This is a genomic window from Streptomyces sp. NPDC002386 (assembly GCF_053593175.1).
The window spans coordinates 67,206-88,914 of record NZ_JBSFBX010000001.1; the positions used below are offsets into that span (position 1 = coordinate 67,206).

Consider the following 21,709-nt stretch of genomic DNA (forward strand, 5'->3'; position numbering starts at 1 on the left):
GTTCACCGGGATGTGCAGTCACAGGATGTAGCCCACCGTCACTCGAAAACCGCCGCCGGTCGGGACGTCGGCGTCGACCAGGCCGAGGCCGCGCTCGTCGAGCACTACCCGCGGCTGGTCCGGCTCGCCTACCTGGTCCTGCCACCCGACCTCGGCCGCGGCCGCCGGGTGCTGACGGCACACGCCCTCGTCCAGCGCGCCCTGCCCCGGGGCCGCCGGCGCAAGTCCGTGATCCCCGCCCAGTCCGCGGGCCGGGACGGCGACCCGGGGTACGCGTTCGTCCGCCAGGAGGTCGTGCGCACCGCGCTGGCGGCCGCCCGTACCCGCCGGGGCCGTCCGTGGCCGTCACCGCCCCCGCTGCTCCCCCGCGTGTGGGGCCTGCGGCTGTTCCCACGTTCCGGCGGGGCCGACGAACTCGCCCTGGAGCAGCGGCTGTCCGTGCTGTCCGGTCCGGCCCGCGCCGTGTACGTGCTGCGCGGCCTGGAGCGGCTGCCGGACTCCGGCGTCCGCGGGATCCTCACGTCCGCCGGGGTCGTCCGGCCCGAGGCGGCGCTCTCCGAGGCCAACGGGGTGCCCGCGCAGGACGCCCTGCTCTGCTCCCCGGAGTTCGACCCCTGCTCGCTGCAGGCCCGGCCCACCGACCTGGTGCGCCGCCGCCAGCACTCCAAGGCGGCGCTCGCCGCGGCGGCCGCGCTCGCGGTGTGCGGGGCGCTGGTGACCCTGCCGGGCGGCGGCTGGGGCCCCGACGGCGCCGCCGCACCGCTCTACGCCGGGAACCCGGCGGCCGAGGCGGCCCTGGACCCCGGCAAGCTGGTCCGGATCGCCCCGGCCGCCTGGCGGTCCGCCGCCCGCACCGACTTCTCCGTGTGGCCGGCGCGGGGCACGCTCACCGGCGACCGGGCGCTGCTGCGCCGCGCCCTCGCCGTCTGGGCCCGGCCCGGCGAGACGGTCCGCGTCTCGGCGACCCCGGGCACCCAGACCGGCGGCCCGGCGGGGCCGCCCCAGCTGCTGTACGCGGGCGACGTGGACAGCGCGCGCGTGGTGATCCTCTACGACGGCCTGCGCATCGCCCGCTACGCCGAGCCCAGGGACGGCACGGTGGGCGCGGCCCTGGACTTCGCCCGGGTCGACGGCGCGACCGGCACGGAGGCGAGCGCGCTGGTGCTGGGCCGCTCCGACGGCAACGTGCGCTATCTGACCGCTCCCTGGGTGCGCAGGGCCGCCCAGCGGGACCTGATGAAGCCGGACGCGGCCCCGCTGCCGCTGCCCGTCACCGACGGTGTCACCGCGCCGCTGGCCAGCCCGGCCCTGCGGACCGGCAGTTGCACCTCGTGGAACGTGCTCCAGCTCACCGGCCCCTCGGGCGACCAGCTCCACACCGATCTGGGCGAGCTGGTGCCCGCCCATCTCACCGCAGGGCGTCCGGGCGCCCCCGCCGAGGCGGCCGGGACCGAGGGGCTGCGGACCTGGGCGCCGTTCGCCTGCTCGCTGGCCACGCAGCGCTCGGTGGGGGTGCGCGGCGTCAACGCCTGGGGGTTCGCCCAGCAGCCGCTGCCCGACGGCAGCGGTGCGGGCCAGTGGGCGTGCACCAGGGCGGAGACCTGGCGCGGCGGCGGCACGGCCGCGCTGGCCCAGTTCCGGACGCCGGGCGGGACCGCCGGGGCGGTCGTCGCCAAGGGCGCCGACGTGGCGGCCTGCGGTCCCCGGGATTCGCAGGTGCTGGCCGGGGTGCTGTGGAAGGCGAGGACCGGGGACTGGTACCTGCTGGCCGCGGGTGGCCCGGACGTCACCGGGATCCGGGCGAGCGGCGGGATCACCGCGGCCGGCCAGGGGCCGCTGATGGCGGTCAAGGCCGGTCAGGGCACGCGGGCCGATCTGAAGGGGACACTGAAGGACGGCAGGACGATCGGCGGACTGCGCTAGCCGGACGTGCGCCACGGGTCTAGCTGACACTGGCGTCAACAAGGCGGCGCAGAGGGGTTCTCAGCGGGCCTACCCGTCAGTACATTGACGCCATGTCCAACAAGCAGGCCCGGCCGGTGGAGTCCGAGCGGATACCGCTCAAGGCCCGCGACGTGTCCTTCTCCTGGAAGGACACACCGCTGCACTGGGTGCCCGGCGACCCGTTCACCACGCACACCATCAACGTGCTGCACCTGCTCTTGCCCGCGGGTGAGCGGTGGTTCGTGCACGTGTACAAGCAGGTGCTGCCGCTGATCCGGGACGACCGGCTCCGCGAGGACGTCATCGGCTTCATCGGGCAGGAGGCCATGCACTCCCAGGCCCACGACGAGGTCCTGCCGCACCTCAGGGAGCAGGGGCTCGACCCGACCCCGTACACCGCGCAGGTCGACTGGTTCTTCGAGAAGCTGCTCGGAGACCGCACCCTGCCGCCGGGCCGGGCGCGCCGGTGGTGGCTGCTGGAGCGGGTCGCGCTCATCGCGGCCATCGAGCACTACACGGCCTTCCTCGGCGACTGGGTGCTCAACGCCGCTGAACTGGACCGGCGGGGCGCCGATCCGACCATGCTGGACCTGCTGCGCTGGCACGGTGCCGAGGAGGTCGAGCACCGCTCGGTGGCTTTCGACCTCTTCCAGCACCTGGACGGCGGCTACCGGCGCCGGGCGCGCACCTGGGCGGCGGCCTTCGGCGCCCTGGTGTTCCTCTGGCAGCGGGGGGCGCGCTTCTTCATGGAGAACGACCCCACCCTCGTGGACGGCCGGGCCACCTTCGCGGAGTTCCACCGCAGCGGCCGGCGCGGCACGCTGCCCACCACCGGTGCCATGCTGCGTTCCATCCCCCGCTATCTCAGCCGCTCCTACCATCCCTCGCAGGAGGGCTCCACGGCCCAGGCCGTCGCCTACCTGGCCGCCTCCCCCGCCGCGTCGGCCGCACGGAAGGACGGGTCGTGATGCCGAAGCCGCTGACCGTCGCACTGGTCGCGGGCGCCGCCCTGCTGACCCGGCGGGCGCTGCGCCGCCGGGTGCGGGCCTCACCGCTGTGGCCGCTGCCCGCCCTGGACCCGCCCGTCTCCGGCCGCCCGCGTGCCCGGACCCGGCGGCCGCTGCTCACCGGGCTGGAGACGATCGCCGAGGGGGTCGTGCAACTCCGCCTGGAGGGCCCCGGCCTGCCGCGCTGGGAGCCCGGCGCGCATCTGGACCTGGTGCTGCCGTCGGGGCTGGTGCGGCAGTACTCGCTGTGCGGCGACCCGGCGGACACCTCCTCGTACACGCTGGCCACCCGGCTGGTGGCGGACGGGCGGGGCGGCTCGCGCGAGGTGCACGAGCAGCTCGCCGAGGGGATGGAACTGGAGGTGCGCGGGCCCCGGAACCGCTTCCCGCTCCGCCCAGCGCCCTCGTACGTGTTCGTCGCGGGCGGTATCGGCATCACGCCGATCCTGCCGATGCTGCGCGCCCTGCCGGACGGCACCGAGTGGCGGCTGCTGTACGGCGGGCGGACCCGGGCCTCGATGCCGTATCTGGAGCAGGTGCGGGAACTGGCCGGTGACCGGCTGACACTCGTCGCGGAGGACGAGGACGGGCGCCCGGACCTGGACGCGCTGTTCGCCCGTCTGCCCGAGGGCACGGCCGTGTACTGCTGCGGGCCCGAGGGGCTGACGGCCGCCGTGGAGGCACGGCTGCCGGAGGGTGCCACGCTGCACCTGGAGCGGTTCGCCGCCGTCACGTCCGCCGCGGGGGACACCGGGTTCGAGCTGGAGCTGCGGCGCAGCGGGCGGACGTTGACGGTCCCGGCCGGCTCCTCCGTGCTGGCCGCCGTGCGGAGCGAACTGCCGGACACCGCCTACTCCTGCGAGCAGGGCTTCTGCGGAACCTGCCAACAGCGGGTCGTGGAGGGCGAGGTGGATCACCGGGACGAGCTGCTGACGGACGCGGAGCGTGCCGACTCGATGCTGATCTGTGTGTCGCGGGCCAGGAGCGACCGGCTGGTGCTCGACATGTGAACGCCGACGGCCGAATTCGATCGGTAAGGTGTTCGTATGACTACCGGGGTTCGCCGCAGGATGGGCGTGGAGGAGCGGCGGCAGCAGCTGATCGGTGTCGCCCTGGACCTGTTCAGCAGGCGTTCGCCGGACGAGGTCTCCATCGACGAGATAGCGGCCGCCGCGGGCATCTCGCGCCCGCTGGTCTACCACTACTTCCCCGGCAAACTCAGCCTGTACGAGGCCGCGTTGAAGCGTGCCTCGGAGGATCTGGCGAGTCGCTTCGCCGAGCCGCACGAAGGCCCGCTCGGGGCCCGGCTGCTGCGGGTGATGCGCCGCTACTTCGACTTCGTGGACGAGCACGGGCCCGGCTTCTCGGCGCTGATGCGCGGCGGCCCGGCGGTCGGCTCCTCCACCACCAACGCGCTGATCGACTCGGTGCGCCAGGCCGCCTACGAGCAGATGCTCGCGCACCTGGGCGTCACCGACGCTCCCCCGCGCCTGGAACTGGTCGTCCGGAGCTGGATCTCGCTGGCCGAGTCGACGGCACTGATCTGGCTGGACGGCCGGCGCGTCCCGCGTGCCGAACTGGAGGTCCAGCTCGTGCACGACTTCGCGGCCCTGGCCGCGGTCAGCGCCGCCCACGACCCGGACATGGCGCTGCTGCTGCGCTCGATGGTACGGAACGAGCCGGCCGACGGCCCCTTCGCGGAGCTCGTCGGCCGGCTCATCGCCCTGGCTTCCTAGACGCCTACCGGTCGAACTTCCGGTAGGACGCGTCCAGGTCGCGGATCTCGGCGGACCCGTGCACGCTCAGGTCCGCCTCGCCGACGTACTTCTGGAGCAGTTCCAGCACGGCCTCGGTGAGCCGTGCCTTCGTCTCGTCGCTGCGGCCGGCGAGGAGCCCGATGGTCACGTGCACGACGGCGTCCCGCTGTGCCGTCGGGTCCTCGGTGCCGAACACCGTGTACGCGCTCGGCCGGAACTGCGTCTTGCAGGCCTCCGGCTTCGCCGCCGCGATCCCGGCGGTCGCCTCGTGCAGCTCCCGCGCGAAGCCGGCGCGGTCGAAGGCGGCCTCCATGGTGTGGGAGTAGTCGACGGTGATCTGCGGCATGAGCACTCCTGTTCCAAGGCGTCGGCCTCACCTTACGACCTGTGTCCGATCACGCGTGCCGGCACTCCCACGGCCACACTGTGAGCTGGTATGTCACGGGTAACCACGGCACCGGCCCCGACCACCGCCCCTTCACCGACCCTCGTCCCGGCCAGGACGGTGACATGCGCACCTAGCCAGACATCCCTGCCGATGGTGATCGGTGCCAGGTCGTGCCCCTGGTCGCGAATGCGCCGCTTGGCGTCCGCGAACCTATGGTTACCACTGTTGATGACGGTGTAGGGACCGATGAGGCAGTGGTCACCGAGGGTGACCGGAGCTGGCGCGGTGATGTTCACCCCTCGGTTGATGAAGACCTCCGCGCCGACCCGGATGTTCAGCGGGTAGTGCATGGTGACGTCCGGGAAAACGCACAGCAGGTCACCGCAGCGGGGCAACGTGCGGCTGTAGAACCAAGACCTCATCTCCAGGTCGAGACCGATCGACGAGGTACGGGCGAGACGGTCCTGCAGCAGGTGCCAGCTGTGTGATCCGGTCCGCACCGAGCCGGCCACAAGGCGGAGAACACGGAACTCAGCTCGCCGACAGGCCTGATGCGCCTGGTAGAGCGGTTGCGGTGAATGGTGGCCGCGCTCGTAGGCGGCCATCTCCTTTCTCATGACGATGGAATCCGACCGGCCATGAGGGGGCGCAGATCGAGATGGATCGGCTGCAGGAAGGGAACTCCCTCGGTGAAGATCTCCTCGACAGCGATGCGACCCAGGACGTACATAGCCGTCCGGATCCATCCGTTGTGGCTCACCGCGGCGGGACTGCTGTCCTGACTGGAGCCCATGTCTCCGAGGAAGGAGCGGATGCGCCTCTCGAATGCGGCCAGGTCCTCACCGCCGGGCGGGGTAAAACGCGGGTCCAGGACGCCGTTGTCGAGGAACGCCGCGGGATAGTCGGCTCGCACCCGCTCCTGGGACTGGCCGGCCCACTCTCCGAGATCCCGTTCGGCGAGTCTGGCGTCCGTTCGGACGTGTGCATCGGGGAAGAGCGCACGCGCCGTCGCCGAGGCCCGCTGCAGCGGCGAGGCGAAGATCGATGTGCAGCCCAGTGCGCTGAATTCGGCCGAGCCGGCTGCAGCCAACTGGAGCCCCTCCGCCGTCGCCGGCACATCCCTGCTGCCCATGAAGACGTGAGCGCCGTTGGACTCCGTGGGGGCGTGACGCACCACAGTGAGCGGACGAGCGGTCATGAGTGGTCCCCCAGCTTCGCCTGGAAGCCTTCGGCGAGGTGGGCCGCCACGTCCCCGACCGCCTCCCTCGCCCGCGCGATGGCCCTGGTCTGCATGGCGAAACCGTGCATCTGGTCGGCGAAATGCCAGTGATCCGTTGGCACTCCCGCCGCCTCGAGTCGTTTGGCGTAGGCGATGCCCTCGTCTCGCAGAGGGTCGAACTCGGCGGTGAGCACGAGCGCCGGCGGCAGACCCACCAGGCTGGGGGCGCGAAGCGGAAACAAGTGGGCGTCGTCCCGGGACCAGGTCGCCGGCAAGTAATTGCGCCACGACCACTGCATGAAGGGGAGATTGAGCGAGTAGCCGGTCGCGCACGAGACGTACGAGGCCGTCGGCGGATCGAGGTAGTCGGTGACGGGGTAGAACAAGACTTGCTGGGTCAGCGCGGGACCGCCCTGGTCACGAGCGCGCAGTGCCAGCGCCGCGGCGAGGGTCCCTCCCGAGCTGTCACCGGCCACCGCGATCCTGCCGGGGTCCACAGCCAATTGATGATGGCTGCCGACCGCCCACAGAAGGGCGGTCCACGCGTCGTCTGCGGCGGCGGGATATTTGTGCTCAGGTGCGCGCCGGTAGTCGACGGCGAGGACGGCGCTGTGCGATCCGTTGGCCAGCAGGGAGCAGAGTCTGTCGTGTGTGTCGAGGTCGTTGACGGTCCAGCCGCCACCGTGGAAGAAGAGCACGAGCGGCAGAGGCTCAGCGGGGGCGGGACGGTACAGACGCGCTGAGATGGCGCCGTGTTCGGCGGGGATGCGCAGGTCTTCGGTCTTGTGGATGGGTTCGGGTTCGCCCTGGATGAAGGCGGCTCGCATCCTCTCTCGCGCTTCTTGGTGCGGCAGTGTATGTACGGGCGGCAGACCACTGGCCGCCGCCGCGTCGAGGAGTGCCTGGGCTTGGGGATCGAGCGTGTTCATCGTTCCTCTTGGGTGCGGTGGTAGGAGTACACCTGGTGAAGCTCCGCCTCCACAGAGCCCGGACAGTCGCCGAAGATCCGTGGCAGGTCGGTGTCCCGGTCGAAGTCCCGGATGGCGACGAAATCCTGTCCGGCGAGGGACTGGTCCAGCGACAGACGCCGGCCGCCCAGGACGAGGTGGTCGTCGCCGTAGGCAAGCTCCAGCGGTTCCAGAGCCCGGACACCTAGGCCGTGCGGCGTCAGCGTCACGGGGCCGTTCGACGTACTGGTCCGGTTGGCGCCGCCCGTCTCGGCGCGAATCAGGTAGAGCGGGGCGCCAGGGCGGGTGAGCAGAAGGGACCGCGGCTCGTCGTCGGGCAGCCACTGACAGCCGATGGCGACGGACGACGTGTCCGGCATCCCGTAGTGAAGGACGGAGCAGACCTCCTCCGTGATCCTGGCTTCCGCGCCCAGAATCAGAGCCGCGCACATTCGTTGCCGTTCATGTTGGTAATGCTCGATCATCGCGACCATGTGCGCGAAGCGTTCGGCGGCTTTTCCACTCAGATACCGCAGGTACCGGCCGTTTTTCCCGGAGAGGACGCGCACTTCGTCGTGGTACCAGTTCCCGAGGGCGGGGTACAGACCGTTGTACTGGTTCTTGAACTCCGCAGCAGACGCGTGGAGGACCAGGTAGCGCCCTTGCGGCAACACCCCCGGAGTGCGGTTCTCCGCGAGTATCACGAAGTGATTACCGGTTGTGAAGTTCCAGACATAACTGGACTTCTCGACCAGAACGGTCCGGGCCGCCTCCACACGCTGCCGGAAATCCTGCTCGTCGGCGAAGTCGTCCTCAATCCGGAAGAGCGTTACACCGCACAGGTTGACGGTGGCATCGACCGGAACCAAGGGCACCGTAGTTTCCCACCGATAGTAGGCGCCCGTGAAGAAGCCCCCGTGGATCCTGCGCACATTGTGCGGCAGCCCGAGATCAGGCATCGGAATGATTTCTGCGTCGCAGTCATGACCGGACAGCAGGGTGGCCACCTGAGCCAGCAGGTGTTCAGTGGTGCGTAGATGCCCGACGATCTCACGTTGGGTGGCATCCGGATCCCGCAGCATTCTCACGACTGCCTCCTTGGGGGAGTTGTGCAGGTGACTTCCAGGGACCGAGCTTGGGCGGCACGTTCGACGAGACCGATCTTGCTGTAGAGATCAGCCGCTTGCCGGAGGAGGGCGCCAGCCGCACGAAAGTTCTCCAGTCGGTGGTGGGCCTGGCCAAGCAACCATTTGTGGTCGGCCTGGTAGCGCTGGTCCGCGATGTGGTCGAGTTGCGCGGTCCGCTCATCGAGATCGCCGAGGACTTCCCTGGTGACTTCCGGGCTGCTGTCCATGGCCAGGCGCAGTTCGGCGACCTGCAGGTCGACAAGCAGTTCCGCTCGCCGGTAACCGTGGCACCGTGCGTGTGCCCGCGCCCGCTCGAACAGGTCGAGCGCTTCCTCGCTGCGGGTGCCCGTGCGTGCCAGGCAGACGGCAAGCCAGCGCAGGTTGGCGCTGTAATTCGCCGGACCGAGCGCCTCCGGGCTCAAAAGGTTGGCACGCCAATGCCGTTCGGCTTCGACAAACCGGTACTGCGCGAGCAGGTGAAGGGCCATCGCGTGCCGGTACTCGCCGACTTTCCTCTCATTGAGGCGGTCGGGATGTTCTCTCAACAGTTCCTGTACGCGGGGCAGCAGCGATTGGGCCCGGGCCTGGTTCTCCTGCTTGGCGGCGATGTTCAGGTGGTAGACGAGCGCGTCGAACTCCTCCGCCGGGTCCGCGATATCCCGGGCGGCTTCCGCACGCAGCATGTGGATGTCCGGTTGAGTCGCCCACAGACCACGTACGTAGTAGTAGTAGCGGGCGCCCTTAGCGATGTCGATCACTTCTTGGCTGCATTGGTGCTCAGCCGCCCACGTCAGGGCGAACTCCATGTTCTGACGGCGGCCGGGTACGTCCAACCGTCGTAGTCGGCCGACGTCGTCCGGACAGAAGCCGATAGCGCGGGTGAGTTCGACGAAGTAGCTCAACCAGCGTTCCCTGATGGCGGTCATCGGCGGGCTCTGGAGTGTGGCTAGCCTATTGGCCGCTAAGGGGTAGGCGACGTAGTGCGGTTCCGTGCAGCCGTTGTTCACCTGACGGGAGACGAAGCAGTAGTCGGTGAGTTCGGCCAGTGCGTCTTCCAGATTGCCGCTGCAGCCGGACACCTGGCGCAGCGTCTCGCGCTCCGCGCCGTACGGGAAACAGGCGAGTGTGCCGAGGACGCGCCGGGCGGGCACGCTCAGAGACGTCCAGCTCTCCCGGAACAGGTCACGCAGGACAACGTCGCCGCTGCGATCACCGCCGGGTGCGTTGCCGATCTCCTCGGCCACCTCGCCCAGCGAGCGGCCACGGCGCTTGACCTGTCCGATGCCCCATTCGATGAGCCGCGGATTACCCTGAGCGACCCGCCACAGATTGTCGAGTTCCTTGCGCTTGCCGAGAAGGTCGTGTAATCCGATGCGGTTGAGACACTGCGCGTAGAAGTCGTCAGCCTCCTCTGCCGTCAGCCCCGTCATCTCGACCTGAAAGGCGTGCGCGCTCAGGGCGCTCGCGTGCGTGATGCTGGTCACCAGCACCTTGCTCGGCTCCGGAACTGTGAGCAGCCATTCGTCGAGTTCCGGATCTTCGATGGTCTCGTGATTGTCCACGATGAGCAGCACCGGGACACGCCGCAACAGACGGCGCACCTGGAGCTTCTTCTGCGTCAGTTCCAGAGCGATCAGGCCGGAGTAGTCCGCAGTCAGCGCAATGGTGTCGAGCACCTTGCTCAGGGTGGTCGAGCCGGCCTGCTCCCCGTCCGAGATCCAGACGGCACCCTTGAACCGTGAAGCTTCGTAAAGTTGCCGCACCGCGAACTCACGCGCGATCGTGGACTTCCCGGACCCTCCGATGCCGATCAGGCTGATCACGGGCAGCCCTTGGCCGACGGCCTCCTCGAGGCGTGCCCAGACCCGCTCTCTCATGACGAACTTCGCGTACGTCGCCGGTGGGATGTTGTCGAGCGGCAGACCGCCGCCGGGCATGGTCGTCGACACCGGTTCGGACGGGCCGGTATACGGTCCTTGTGCGACCGAGGGCACGACCGGTAGCTCGTGATTGAGGACTCGTAAGGCCAGTGCCTTCCACTCCGGGGACGGGTCGAGCCCCTGTTCGGCCAGGTCTTCGCCGAACTGCCGCATCAACGCGGAGGCTGCGTGGCTCCCTCGGACCTGGTATAGCGCCTGGACCTTGAGGTGAAGGACCTCCTCCCAGTAGGGGTCCTCCACGAGCAGTTGTTCCGCGGCGCCCAGCACCTCACCGTGCGCGCCCAGGTCCAGAAGTGTTCGCATCCGCCGCAGGTGCGTAGCGCGACGCTGGTGTTCCAGGGCAGTGATCTCACTGCGAATGAGCTCATCGGTCAGCTCGGGCAGTATGTCTCCCCGCCACAGTTCAAGTGCCCGTGCGTAGGTCTCGGCCGCGCTGCGCAGCTCCGCGGCCGCGCTGTGGTTCTCCGCGAGTCGCACCAGGTCGTGGAAGCGCTGAATGTCGGTGTCAGCCTCGAGTTGGTAGGCGGAACCCCGCGTGCTGATGACCTCGTTCGTGCCGAGCCCTAGCTTGTCGCGCACCACCCGTACTTTGCCCTCGACGACGTTGAGCCGCCCCTGACCCGACCAGATGATGTCGTGCAGCCGCTGCTTCTCCACCGGTCGCGGGGACTGCAGTGCGAGCACTCCCAGTAATGCCGCCGTCTTCCCCCGCATGGAGATGGTCCCGTCGGGCCCCCGTGCCTCGACCGAGCCCAGAATACGGATTTCCACGCGCGTTCCCCTCCTCCTGCCCCCCAGGCATGGAACGTCGCGTCGGGAGGACCTGACGCTGCCATGTGTATGCAGTGGCGCTGCCGATTCACTGACGATCGGCTGTCGCTGCCCGCGCGAGCGAGGGCACATATTACCGAACATCAGCACATCAGCACCCTCAGTAATCGGCAAATAGCCGGAACGAGGGGTCCAGCGGCTCCCCGGGACCACGGCTGCCGCCGAGGCCGGCGACGCGTCAGCGCGACCCTTCGCCGCCGACAGCCACACGAAAGCGCCCGGCGGCAGGCTGACCTGACCCTCGACCGCCAGCAGGAGGAACCATGTCCCCCAAGCGCGCGGGCCTCACCGACGCGGCCCCGCCTCAGCACAACGATGACCAGCGGCCCCGCAAGGAAGTGCGCATCCACTTCCCCGTGCCCAGCTTCCGTCCACCCGTCGGCACGGGCGTGGTCGGGGCCGGCACTCTCAGCGGGGTGCTGCTCCAGGGCGGAATCCCCGCCGACTCCCCCGTCGTCTGGCCGCTGGTCGCGCTGGTGCTCGGCAGCATGGCCTACGACGTCGCCGTCCGCGCCCTGAAGCGACGGGACCGGGGGCGCTCACGATGAGGCGAGGGGCGGACCGTGTGCACGGTCCGCCCCTCTTGAGCCCTGGCCGGGGCACCGGCCGTCGCTCAGGTCACGCGCCTCGGCTGAACACCGCCACGGTCCGCGCCGGGACGGTGAACGTGCCCGAACCGGCCGCGTAGGAGGCGGACTTCACCACCGGGTCGGTGCCCGTCGCCTGCACCGGGTGGAGCCGGAAGTGCGTACCGGCGAGGGCGCCGATCCGCTGCTCCTGGCGCTGCGGGGTGGCGTTGAAGACCACGACCAGGTCACCGAGTCGCATGGTGATCACGCCGGGCGTCTCGTCCTTGCCCGACAGCGGGAAGGACAGCCGGTCCTGCACCCGCGCGGCCGTGCCGAGGGAGAAGGCCTTCTCCGAGGTACGGATGCGCAGCAGGTCCCGGTAGGCGGCCGAGGCGCCGGTGATCTGCGGGCAGCCCACCTTCACCGTGCTCAGCAGCGGCCTGGCGTACGGCCACTTGGACTCGTTGTCGGCCGCCATGGGCAGTCCGCGCCCGAAGCCGTTGCCGTCGGCGCAGTTCCAGTGGATGGCGTTGAACCAGTCGCCGCTGTCGAAGGAGTTGCGGTCCAGCGACTTCGAGCGCAGCAGGTCGGTGCCCGCCTGGGAGAGCGCCGGCCCCTGCGAGAGGGCGGCCGTGGCCATCGCCAGGACCTGCATGCGGGCCCGGTCGGACGCGGAGGTGTCCTTGGGGAGCTTGTAGGTCAGGGCGTCGAACAGCGACTCGTTGTCGTGCGCGTCCACGTAGGCGAGGGCGTCGCCGGGCGCGTCCGCGTAACCGGCCGGGGCGCCGTTGTAGTCGATCTCGGCGCCGGTGACCTCCTTGCCGGCCGAGTCGGTGAACCGGTACTTGGCGAGGTTGCCGCTCAGACCGACCTTGATCAGGTCCTGGTAGTGCAGCAGCCGGGCCTTCTGCTCCGCCTCGGTGCCGTTGGCGGTGGAGGAGTTGGGGTCGGTGTACAGCCCGGACGCGAAGCCCTGGACGCCGGGGTCGGAGTCGAAGGGGCTGCCGCCGCGCACCGCGTCACGGGCCCGGTCGGAGAAGGTGGCGATGCCGGTGCCGGCCATGTTCTTCTGCGTGGCCTGCACGAAGCGCGCGTCGTCCGCGACCTCGCCGAAGTTCCAGCCCTCCCCGTACAGGATGATCTTCTTGCCGTCGACGCCGTCCTTCTTCAGGGTCAGCGCGTCGAGGGCCTTGCGGACCGCGAGGATGTTGGCCTTCGGGTGGTGGCCCATGAGGTCGAAGCGGAAGCCGTCGACCTTGTACTCCTTGGCCCAGGTGACGATCGAGTCCACGACCAGCTTGCCCATCATCGCGTTCTCGGTCGCGGTGTTGGCGCAGCAGGTGCTGTTGGCGACCGAGCCGTCGGCGAGGAGCCGCTGGTAGTAGCCGGGCACGATGCGGTCCAGCACGCTGGTGTCGGCCTGGCCGCTGGCGGCCGTGTGGTTGTAGACGACGTCCATGACGACCCGGAGGCCGTCCTGGTTGAGCGCCTGCACCATCTTCCGGAACTGGACCGTACGGGCGGTGCCGTCGGGGTCGGTGGCGTACGAGCCCTCGGGGACCGTGTAGTGGTAGGGGTCGTAGCCCCAGTTGTAGGCGTCCTTGGCGGCGGTCTTCGCCACGCACTCCTGCTGCTTGTCGGAGTCGGCCGGGTAGGAGGCCAGGTCGCAGTCGGTGCTCGCGCGGTCGGCCTTCTTCTCGGGGATGGTGGCGATGTCGAAGGCCGGCAGCAGGTGCACGTACGAGGTGCCGGACTTCGCCAGCGCGCGCAGGTGCCTGGAGCCGTCGCTGTTCTTGTCGGTGAAGGCCAGGTAGGTGCCCTGGTCCTTGGCCGGGACGGTCTTGTCGGCGACCGAGTAGTCCCGGATGTGCAGCTCCTGGATCTGCGCGTCCTTCAGCGGCACGGCCGTGGGCTTGCGCAGGCCCGACCAGCCGCCGGGCGCCAGGGCCCGGTCGTTCAGGTCGACGACGAGGCTGCGCTCGGAGTCGGCGGTGAGGGCGACCGAGTAGGGGTCGGTGACCTTGTTGGTGACCATCTTGCGGACGCTGGGCGCCCACACCTTCACGACGTACCGGTAGGGCTTGCCCTTCCAGGACGCCGGGCCGGTGACGGACCAGACGCCGGTGGCCGCGCTGCGGTGCATGGGCACCGTGCGGCCGTCCAGTTCGAGCCGCACGGAGTGGGCGGTGGGCGCCCAGACGGCGAGCGTGGGCCTGCCGTCGTGGAACACCGGTCCGAGCCTGGCGCCGGTGGCGTCGTAGACGTCGTCCAGCACCCCGGCGATCTGCACGCCGGTCGCGGCCAGCACGGCGCCGTTGGCGGCCCGCTGCGAGGCCACGAGCTGCCCGTTCAGGGCGGCGCGCACCCGGTCCCGGTCACGCGGGTCGACGGACCAGGCGGTGTAGTTCCTCAGGTGCGGGAACTTCGCCTTCTGGGCGTCGGTGAGCGCCGTCTTGGTCAGGCGCAGCCAGTGCTCGTCGTCGCTGGTCAGCGCGCCGTCCTTGACGGCGATGGAGCCGTCCGGGGAGTACAGGAGCTGGGTGGAGGCGGCACCGTCGACGCCGTTCCAGGCGACGGTGTCCCGGTCGATCCAGATCGCCTTGGAGGTGGTCAGGTCGAGGGCGGCCGCGCTGCCCGCGGGCTGCGGCAGGAGGTACTGCACCTGGCCGTTCAACAGCCACACCTCGTGCCCGTCGGCCTTGAGGTCCAGGGACTGGTCGGTCGGGAGATCCTTGTCGTCGCCCTTGTGGATGATGTAGCTGAGGCTGGTGGCACCCTCGGTGAGCGGTACCTCGAAGACCGCGCCATAGGCATCAGTCTTCACCGGCTTCAGGGGGTTCGACCAGTCGGTGGGGTTCGCGGCGCCCGTCCAGACGTGCAGGCCCCAGCCGTCGTAGTCGCCGTCGGCGCGGTGGTAGTGCAGGACCGCCTTGGCGGTGTCCTGGGCCGGGTAGTCGGGCTTCTCGGTCTGCACGCCGTCCTTGCCCTGCTCGATCCAGACCTCACCCGTCCTGGTGACGTCGATGGACCGGTCGGCGGAGACGTCCTTGTTGCCGTCCTTGTCGATGACCAGGAAGCCGACGTTGGAGGCACCGGGCTTGAGCTTGACGTAGGCGAAGGCGCCGTAGGCGTCGCGGCCGACGAAGGGGTGGCTGGCGGGCCAGTTCGTCGCCTCCCCGTCGGCGAGGTCGCCCCAGGCGTACAGGCCCCAGTCGGCGTAGTCGCCGTCCGTGCGCTTGTAGTGGACGACCGCGTAGTCGCGGGAGGAGGCGGTGGGGACCTCGGGGGCCGCCGGGGTGCCGGTGGTGCTGCTCGCCGTGGCGCTCGCGGTGTGCCCGGCCGAGTCGATCACGACCGCCTTGTAGCGCAGGGCGGTGCCGGCCGGCACGTCCTCGCCGATGGCCTGGGTGACCTTGTAGGGGGCGTGGTCGGCGGACCCGAGCATGCGCCACTTGCCGTTGCCGACCTGGGCGGCGAAGACGACGCGGTTGAGCCGCCCGCCCTCGACGTCCGCGCTCGGCTCGACGGTCCCGGTGGCGCCGGCGGCCGGTGCCTGCAGGGTGATCGTCGGCTCGGTGGCGGGCTTGGCGAGGGTGCCCGCGGCCTTGTAGACGACGGCGGTGCCGGCCGGGACGGTGACGGTGAGCCTGCGGTCCGCGTCGGAGGAGCGGGTGTCGCCGGCCCCGTAGAGGCCCCGGTAGGACATGCCGGCCGAACCGGTCGCGAAGGTCGCCGTCTTCGCCTCGCCGGCGTTGTTGAGGGCGACGACGTATTCCTGGCCGGTCTTCGCGTCGGTGCGGGTGAACGCGTAGATCCCGGCGCCGTCGGCGGCGTAGCGCTCGGTCTGGACCCCGTCGGTGAGCGCCGGGTCGGTCCTGCGGAGCTTCGCGAGCGCGGCGATCTGCCGGTACAGCGGGGCCCGGGTGTCGTAGGCGTCGCTCGCGTGGGTGCGGTCGGTGCCGATCTCGTCGTCGTCGAGGTAGTCGGCGACCTTCGAGGCGAACATCGTCTGGCGGGCGTCCTTGTCGCCGCCGGCGCCGGTGAAGCCCTGCTCGTCGCCGTAGTAGACGACCGGGTTGCCGCGGCTGAGGAACATCAGCTCGTTGGCGAGCTTGTCCTTCTGGAGGATCTCGGCGTCGGTGGCCTTGGGGTTGTCCTGCTTGAGGAAGTACCCGATGCGGCCCATGTCGTGGTTGCCGAGGAAGGTGACCTGCTCGTACGCGTTGGCCTTGCCGGACGTGTACTTGTAGTCGTCACCGAAGACGCCCGCCAGCTTCTGCGCGCTGCCGCCCTGGGAGGCGTAGGCGCGGGCCGCGTCCTGGAAGGGGAAGTCGAGGGTGGCGTCCAGCCGGCCCTGGGTGACGTACGGGGAGGTGACGGAGGTGTCGGCGGAGTAGACCTCGCCGAACATGAAGAAGTTCTTCCGCCCGTGCGCGGCCGCATAGGTGTCCAGCGCGGTCGCCCACTGCGTCCAGAAGTCCATGTCGACGTGCTTGACGGTGTCGATGCGGAAACCGTCGATGCCGTAGTCGCCGACCCACCGCTGGTAGATCTTCTCCATGCCCTTCACGACCTCGGGACGTTCGGTCCACAGGTCGTCGAGGCCGGAGAAGTCGCCGTAGGTGGTGGACTCGCCGGCATAGGTCGAGTCGCCCCGGTTGTGGTACATCGTCGGGTCGTTGAGCCAGGCCGGGACCTTGCTCCGGCTGGTGACCCGCGGCGTGTACGGGAAGGAGCCGGCGTCGGTGGCCGGGAACTTCTTCGTGCCGCCGGCGTAGTCGCTGTCGTCGAAGGGCCTGCCGTCCCTCGTCAGGTACGGGAAGGCGCCCTTGGACAGGTAGCCGTAGGACTTCTCCTGGTAGTCCACGACGTCCGCGGTGTGGTTGGTGATGACGTCGAAGAAGACCTTCATGCCCTTGGCGTGCGCCTTGGAGATGAGGGTCGACAGGTCCTTGTTGGTCCCGAAGTGCGGGTCGACCTGGGTGAAGTCGGTGATCCAGTAACCGTGGTAGCCGGCCGAGGCGTTGTCGCCGGTCCCCTGCACGGGGCGGTTCTTGAAGATCGGCGCCATCCAGATGGAGGTGGTGCCGAGTCCCTTGATGTAGTCGAGCCGCTTGGTCAGGCCCTTGAGGTCACCGCCCTGGTAGAACCCCTTGTCGGTGGGGTCGTAGCCGGTGCTCAGGCGCGAGCCGGTGAGGCCGCCCCTGTCGTTGGAGGTGTCCCCGTTGGCGAAACGGTCCGGCATGACGAAGTAGAACTGCTCGCGCGTGTCGTCGTGCCGTGCGGCCTGGGCGGCGAGAGCGGCGTCCGAAGGGGGCGCGGGCGGCGTGTCCGCGTGGGCGGACAGCGGCTGCACGAGGGCGGCGGCGAGAGCGGCGGCGGTCACGACCGCGGCCCTCCGCCGGTACGGGGTACGACGCCTCGAGGGCGCCGGCCATCTCGGTATCACAGGCGGGAACTCCTAGCGATTACGGCTCTTCTGGGTCCGACCCCACGCCGCGGCTCGGCTCCGATGCCGGGCGCCCGCGCGACCGTATCGCCCGCGAAAGGGTTGCAGCAAGAGGCTTGAAAGCATCGGTAAGCAATTTCAACCGAGTTGGCCCGTGCCGCCGGGGGGGGCGGCGGCACGGGCCTCATCGCGTCAGCAGCTCGACTTGCCGGCGTAGATGGCCAGGGCCGTGTTCGAACCGAGGGTGGCCGAGAACTGGCCGCTGGAGTTCACCGTCACCGTGGTGTTGTTCTGGACGTTGCAGTAGGTGCCCGCGGGCAGCGAGGTCTGGTAGGTGCGGGTCAGCGAGGAGGACTCGTGGTTGATGGCCACGTAGCCCTTGCTGCCCCGGCCGAAGGCGATCGCGTTGTTGCCGTTGTCCCACCAGTTGGTGACCGACTGGCCCCGGGTGGCGTTGCGGAAGGGGACCATGCCGACGATCTCGGCCCACTTGTGCTGGCACTTCCAGCCGTCCTGCCAGCACGCGTTCACCTGGCCGCCGTTGGGCGGGCCGGCGTCCGCGTCGGACCACTCGTAGCCGGAGTTGATGTCGGGGGCGCCGTAGGGCCAGGCCAGCATGAAGACGTTGGCCAGGGTGTAGTTGGCGCCGCTCTTGTAGTTGAGGGTGGAGCCGTTGCGCTCGGTGTCGTGGTTGTCGACGAAGACGCCGGCCTTGGAGCTGCTCAGGTAGCCCCAGCCCTCGCCGTAGTTGGTGAGGTAGGCCAGCTTCTCGTTGTTGAAGACCCGCTTGAGGTCGTAGGCGTAGCGGAACTCCTGGACGTCCCCGTTGCCGGTGTACTCGGTGGGCTGGACGGCCTCGCCCGCGCCGTAGATGACCTCCTGCTTCCAGTAGGCCCCGGGGTTCGTCAGCCGCGACTTGATGTTGGCGAGATCGGCGCTGTCGATGTGCTTGGCCGCGTCGATGCGGAAGCCGTCGACGCCCAGGGTGAGCAGGTCGTTCATGTAACCGGCGATGGCCTTGCGGACGTACTCCTCGCCGGTGTCGAGGTCGGCCAGGCCGACCAGTTCGCAGTGCTGGACGTTCCAGCGGTCCTGGTAGTTGCTGACCTGGGAGGTGCAGTCGTCGAAGTCGTAGGACGAGTACAGGCCCGGGTAGTTGTACTTCGTGTACGACGAGCCGCCGGTGCCGGTGCCGCTGCCCGCCGACATGTGGTTGATCACCGTGTCGACGACGACCTTCACGCCCGCCGAGTGGCAGGTGTTCACCATGTTCTGGAACGCGGAGCGGTCACCGAGGCGGCCTGCGATCTTGTAGCTGACGGGCTGGTACGAGGTCCACCACTGCGAGCCCTGTATGTGCTCGGCGGGCGGGGAGACCTGGACGTAGCCGTAGCCGGCGGGGCCGAGCGTGCTGGTGCACTCGCGGGCCACCGAGGCGTAGTTCCACTCGAAGAGCACCGCCGTGACGTCCTTGGTGCCGGGCGGGGAGGCCTGTGCGCTCGTCGGGGTCATGACAAGGGCGGCGGCCGTGAGGGCGACCGCGCCGGAGAGGGTTCTGCGTGCCATGTGGGGTTCCTTCTTCATCGAAGGGTGTGGGGTACCGCCGATGGCGCTTGCTGAAATGTTTCAGCAAACTTGCGGTGACGCAGATGTTAAAGGCCCGCTGCCTGAAAGGCAGCGGGCCGGTGTGAAGTTGATGCAAGAAATTTCAGCGGGGGCGTCAGTCCGCCGCGGTCCACCAGACGGTGGTGTCCGCCGGCACCTTGGCCTCGCCGCCCGCCTCGGTCACCTCACCGCTGGCGAGCAGGACCCGGCCGTACGCCGGCATGGTCACCGACTCGCCGGTGGTGTTGGCGACGCACACGAACTCGCCGCGCCGGAAGGCCACCACGCCCTCCGGGGCCCGCAGCCACTCCACCGCCTCGCCCGCGCCCAGACCGGGGTGGGAGCGGCGCAGGCCGAGCGCGGAGCGGTACAGCTCCAGCGTCGAACCGGCCACGCCGGTCTGCGCCTCCACGCTCAGCTCGGCCCAGCTAGCCGGCTGCGGCAGCCAGCTCCCGCCGTCGCCGAAGCCGTAGCTGGAGCCCTCGCGGGTCCACGGGATCGGCACCCGGCAGCCGTCGCGGAAGCCGTCCTGGCCGGCGCCCCGGAAGTACGCGGGGTCCTGGCGCACCTCGTCGGGGAGGTCCACCACGTCCGGCAGGCCCAGTTCCTCGCCCTGGTAGATGTACGCCGAGCCGGGCAGGGCGAGCATCAGCAGGGAGGCCGCGCGGGCCCGGCGCAGGCCGAGGTCGCGGTCGCCGGCGGTGCGGATCTGGGTGCCGAGGCCGGGCGGGTTGGCGAAGCGGGTGGCGTGCCGGGTGACGTCGTGGTTGGACAGGACCCAGGTGGCCGGGGCGCCGACCGGGCGCATCGCCTCCAGGGTGCGGTCGATGACCGTGCGCAGCTCCGCCGCGTCCCACTCGGTGCCCAGGTACTGGAAGTTGAACGCCTGGTGCAGCTCGTCCGGGCGGACGTAGTTGGCGGTGCGCTCGACGGTCGGCGTCCACGCCTCGGCGACGAAGATCCGCTCGCCCGCGTACTCGTCGAGGACGGTGCGCCACTGGCGGTAGATCTCGTGCACGCCGTCCTGGTCGAAGAACGGCATGACATCGTTGCCCAGCAGCTTCAGCTGGTCGTGGGAGCCGAGGTCGGGCAGGCCGTCGGCCTTCACCAGACCGTGGGCCACGTCGATGCGGAAGCCGTCCACGCCCATGTCCAGCCAGAAGCGCAGGATGGAGCGGAACTCGTCGCCGACGGCCGGGTGCTCCCAGTTGAAGTCCGGCTGCTCGGGGGCGAACAGGTGCAGGTACCACTCGCCCGGGGTGCCGTCCGGCTCGGTCACCCGGGTCCACGCCGGGCCGCCGAAGATGGACTCCCAGTCGTTGGGCGGCAGTTCGCCGTCCGTGCCCTTGCCGGGGCGGAAGTGGTAGCGCTCGCGCAGCGGGGAGCCGGGGCCCTCGGCGAGAGCGCGCTTGAACCACTCGTGCTGGTCGGAGGAGTGGTTGGGGACCAGGTCGACGATGACCCGCAGGCCCAGCCCGCGGGCGTCGCGGATCAGTGCGTCGGCGTCGAGCAGGTTGCCGAACATGGGGTCGACGGCGCGGTAGTCCGCGACGTCGTAGCCGGCGTCCGCCTGCGGGGAGGCGTAGAAGGGGCTGAGCCACACGGCGTCGACACCGAGGTCGCGCAGGTACGGGAGGCGGGAGCGCACGCCCTCCAGGTCGCCCATGCCGTCGCCGTTGCTGTCGGCGAAGCTGCGCGGGTAGACCTGGTAGATGACCGCGTCCCGCCACCAGTCACGGCTGGCGGCGACGGTGGCGACGGCGGAGTCGGTGGCCGGGGCTGCAGAATTCTGCTGGCTCATGGCGTCCTTGATGCGGTGGGGGTCCCCCCGCCCGGGCGGGGCCGGGCACGAAGGGAAGGGTCAGTGATGGGCGTGTGTACGGCGGCGGGGACCGGTGCTTGCGAGGCGGCCGCGGTGCCGGCGGGGTCGGATGGACACCGCGGCCGCCTACCCGCGCGCACTGCGGCGCGCGGGAGCATTCCTCCGGCGGGCGTCAGCCCTTGGTGCCGCCGGCGGTGAGGCCGGTGACGAGGTTCTTCTGCACGAGGTAGAAGAACGCGGACACGGGTATCGCGACCAGCACGGCGGTGGCCGCCATGAGGTTGCGCTGGGCGTCGTGCTCGCTGACGAAGCTCTGCAGACCGACGGCGAAGGTGTACTTGCTGTCGTCGAGCATGAACGTCGAGGCGAAGGCGACCTCACCGAACGCGGTGATGAAGTTGTAGAAGGCGGCGACCGCCAGGCCCGGCTTGGCGAGCGGCAGGATCAGCCGGAAGAAGGTGCCGAACGGGGTGAGGCCGTCGACCCGTCCCGCCTCGTCGATCTCGAACGGGATCGTGTCGAAGTAGCCCTTGAGCAGCCAGGCGCTGTAGGGCACCGCGGTCGAGCAGTAGACCAGGATCAGGCCGAGGTAGCTGTCGATGAGCTGCAGGTCCGAGAGGATCTGGTACATCGGCACGATGAGCACGGCGATCGGGAACATCTGGGTGACCAGCAGCACCCACATGAACTTCTTGTAGCCGGGGAAGCGCATCCGGGACACGGCGTAGCCGGTGGTGGCCGCGACGAAGACGCCGACGACGGTGGTGCCCAGCGAGACGATCAGCGAGCTCTTCATCCAGTCGAAGAAGCCGGTGTGCTGCAGGACGAACGAGTAGTTGCTGAACGTCATCTTGTGCCAGATGCCGCCCGGGTGCAGGTAGTCGTCCTTGTCCGGGCCGAGGGAGAGGAAGATCAGCCAGGCGATCGGGAACAGGGCGATCAGGCTCGCGACGGTGAGGATGCCGTGGGAGGCCAGGGAGGCCAGCGGGCGGCGCTTGCCCTTGCGGGACGCCGGGCCGCGGTTCAGGGCCTCCAGGACCTGGGGGGTCACCGGCTTCTGGGCGGTGGCCTCGGGAGGTGTCGTGGTGCTCATGGGGACTCCTG

General features: G+C 69.8%; 15 protein-coding genes. 5 read left to right on the top strand and 10 right to left on the bottom strand.

Going from position 1 to position 21,709, the window contains the following annotated elements; translation table 11 throughout:
• Positions 1-12 precede the first annotated feature (12 nt).
• From ACWCPN_RS00330 to ACWCPN_RS00345, 4 genes are all read left to right on the top strand, one after another.
• Positions 13-1,923, top strand: coding sequence for a hypothetical protein (locus tag ACWCPN_RS00330; RefSeq protein ID WP_451201395.1), 1,911 nt, complete (start codon positions 13-15; stop codon positions 1,921-1,923).
• Between the two features lie 92 nt (positions 1,924-2,015).
• On the top strand, positions 2,016-2,912 hold the full coding sequence (locus ACWCPN_RS00335) for a metal-dependent hydrolase (RefSeq protein WP_451201397.1): 897 nt from the start codon (positions 2,016-2,018) through the stop codon (positions 2,910-2,912).
• Positions 2,912-3,961, top strand: a complete 1,050-nt coding sequence (locus ACWCPN_RS00340) for a PDR/VanB family oxidoreductase (protein ID WP_451201398.1) — start codon at positions 2,912-2,914, stop codon at positions 3,959-3,961. The genes ACWCPN_RS00335 and ACWCPN_RS00340 overlap by 1 nt, the downstream gene beginning before the upstream one ends.
• A 36-nt stretch (positions 3,962-3,997) precedes the next feature.
• On the top strand, positions 3,998-4,687 hold the full coding sequence (locus tag ACWCPN_RS00345) for a TetR/AcrR family transcriptional regulator (RefSeq protein ID WP_199210289.1): 690 nt from the start codon (positions 3,998-4,000) through the stop codon (positions 4,685-4,687).
• Between the two features lie 4 nt (positions 4,688-4,691).
• On the opposite strand, the gene ACWCPN_RS00350 is transcribed toward ACWCPN_RS00345, so the two are convergent.
• Genes ACWCPN_RS00350 through ACWCPN_RS00375 form a run of 6 tightly spaced genes read right to left on the bottom strand, consistent with a single transcriptional unit; the run spans position 4,692 to position 11,100 of the window.
• On the bottom strand, positions 4,692-5,054 hold the full coding sequence (locus tag ACWCPN_RS00350) for a 5-carboxymethyl-2-hydroxymuconate Delta-isomerase (protein ID WP_451201399.1): 363 nt from the start codon (positions 5,052-5,054) through the stop codon (positions 4,692-4,694).
• Between the two features lie 32 nt (positions 5,055-5,086).
• On the bottom strand, positions 5,087-5,701 hold the full coding sequence (locus ACWCPN_RS00355; RefSeq protein ID WP_451201401.1) for an acyltransferase: 615 nt from the start codon (positions 5,699-5,701) through the stop codon (positions 5,087-5,089).
• A gap of 8 nt (positions 5,702-5,709) precedes the next feature.
• Positions 5,710-6,294 carry a histidine phosphatase family protein gene (locus tag ACWCPN_RS00360; protein WP_451201403.1) on the bottom strand — a complete coding sequence of 195 codons (585 nt, stop codon included), beginning with the start codon at positions 6,292-6,294 and terminating at the stop codon, positions 5,710-5,712.
• Positions 6,291-7,244, bottom strand: a complete 954-nt coding sequence (locus ACWCPN_RS00365) for an alpha/beta hydrolase (protein ID WP_451201406.1) — start codon at positions 7,242-7,244, stop codon at positions 6,291-6,293. Before ACWCPN_RS00365 ends, ACWCPN_RS00360 begins: the two co-directional genes overlap by 4 nt.
• Entirely contained in the window at positions 7,241-8,350 is a 1,110-nt protein-coding gene (locus tag ACWCPN_RS00370) for a hypothetical protein (RefSeq protein ID WP_451201409.1), read from the bottom strand. Before ACWCPN_RS00370 ends, ACWCPN_RS00365 begins: the two co-directional genes overlap by 4 nt.
• On the bottom strand, positions 8,347-11,100 hold the full coding sequence (locus ACWCPN_RS00375) for a BTAD domain-containing putative transcriptional regulator (RefSeq protein ID WP_451201410.1): 2,754 nt from the start codon (positions 11,098-11,100) through the stop codon (positions 8,347-8,349). The genes ACWCPN_RS00370 and ACWCPN_RS00375 overlap by 4 nt, the downstream gene beginning before the upstream one ends.
• A 323-nt stretch (positions 11,101-11,423) precedes the next feature.
• Between ACWCPN_RS00375 and ACWCPN_RS00380 the strand changes: the two genes are divergently transcribed.
• A complete protein-coding gene (locus ACWCPN_RS00380) occupies positions 11,424-11,708 on the top strand; it encodes a hypothetical protein (RefSeq protein WP_451201412.1) in 285 nt (94 codons plus the stop codon).
• Positions 11,709-11,778: 70 nt separating this feature from the next.
• Here ACWCPN_RS00380 and pulA read toward each other — a convergent pair whose 3' ends face one another.
• The 4 genes from pulA to ACWCPN_RS00400 all read right to left on the bottom strand — a co-directional run bounded on the left by pulA (position 11,779) and on the right by ACWCPN_RS00400 (position 21,698).
• Positions 11,779-17,178, bottom strand: a complete 5,400-nt coding sequence (gene pulA, locus ACWCPN_RS00385; RefSeq protein ID WP_451201415.1) for a pullulanase-type alpha-1,6-glucosidase — start codon at positions 17,176-17,178, stop codon at positions 11,779-11,781.
• A gap of 192 nt (positions 17,179-17,370) precedes the next feature.
• Positions 17,371-18,744 carry an alpha-amylase gene (locus ACWCPN_RS00390; protein ID WP_451201418.1) on the bottom strand — a complete coding sequence of 458 codons (1,374 nt, stop codon included), beginning with the start codon at positions 18,742-18,744 and terminating at the stop codon, positions 17,371-17,373.
• 154 nt (positions 18,745-18,898) lie between these two features.
• Entirely contained in the window at positions 18,899-20,584 is a 1,686-nt protein-coding gene (locus ACWCPN_RS00395) for a glycoside hydrolase family 13 protein (protein ID WP_451201420.1), read from the bottom strand.
• Positions 20,585-20,777: 193 nt separating this feature from the next.
• A complete protein-coding gene (locus ACWCPN_RS00400) occupies positions 20,778-21,698 on the bottom strand; it encodes a sugar ABC transporter permease (RefSeq protein ID WP_451201422.1) in 921 nt (306 codons plus the stop codon).
• Positions 21,699-21,709 lie beyond the last annotated feature (11 nt).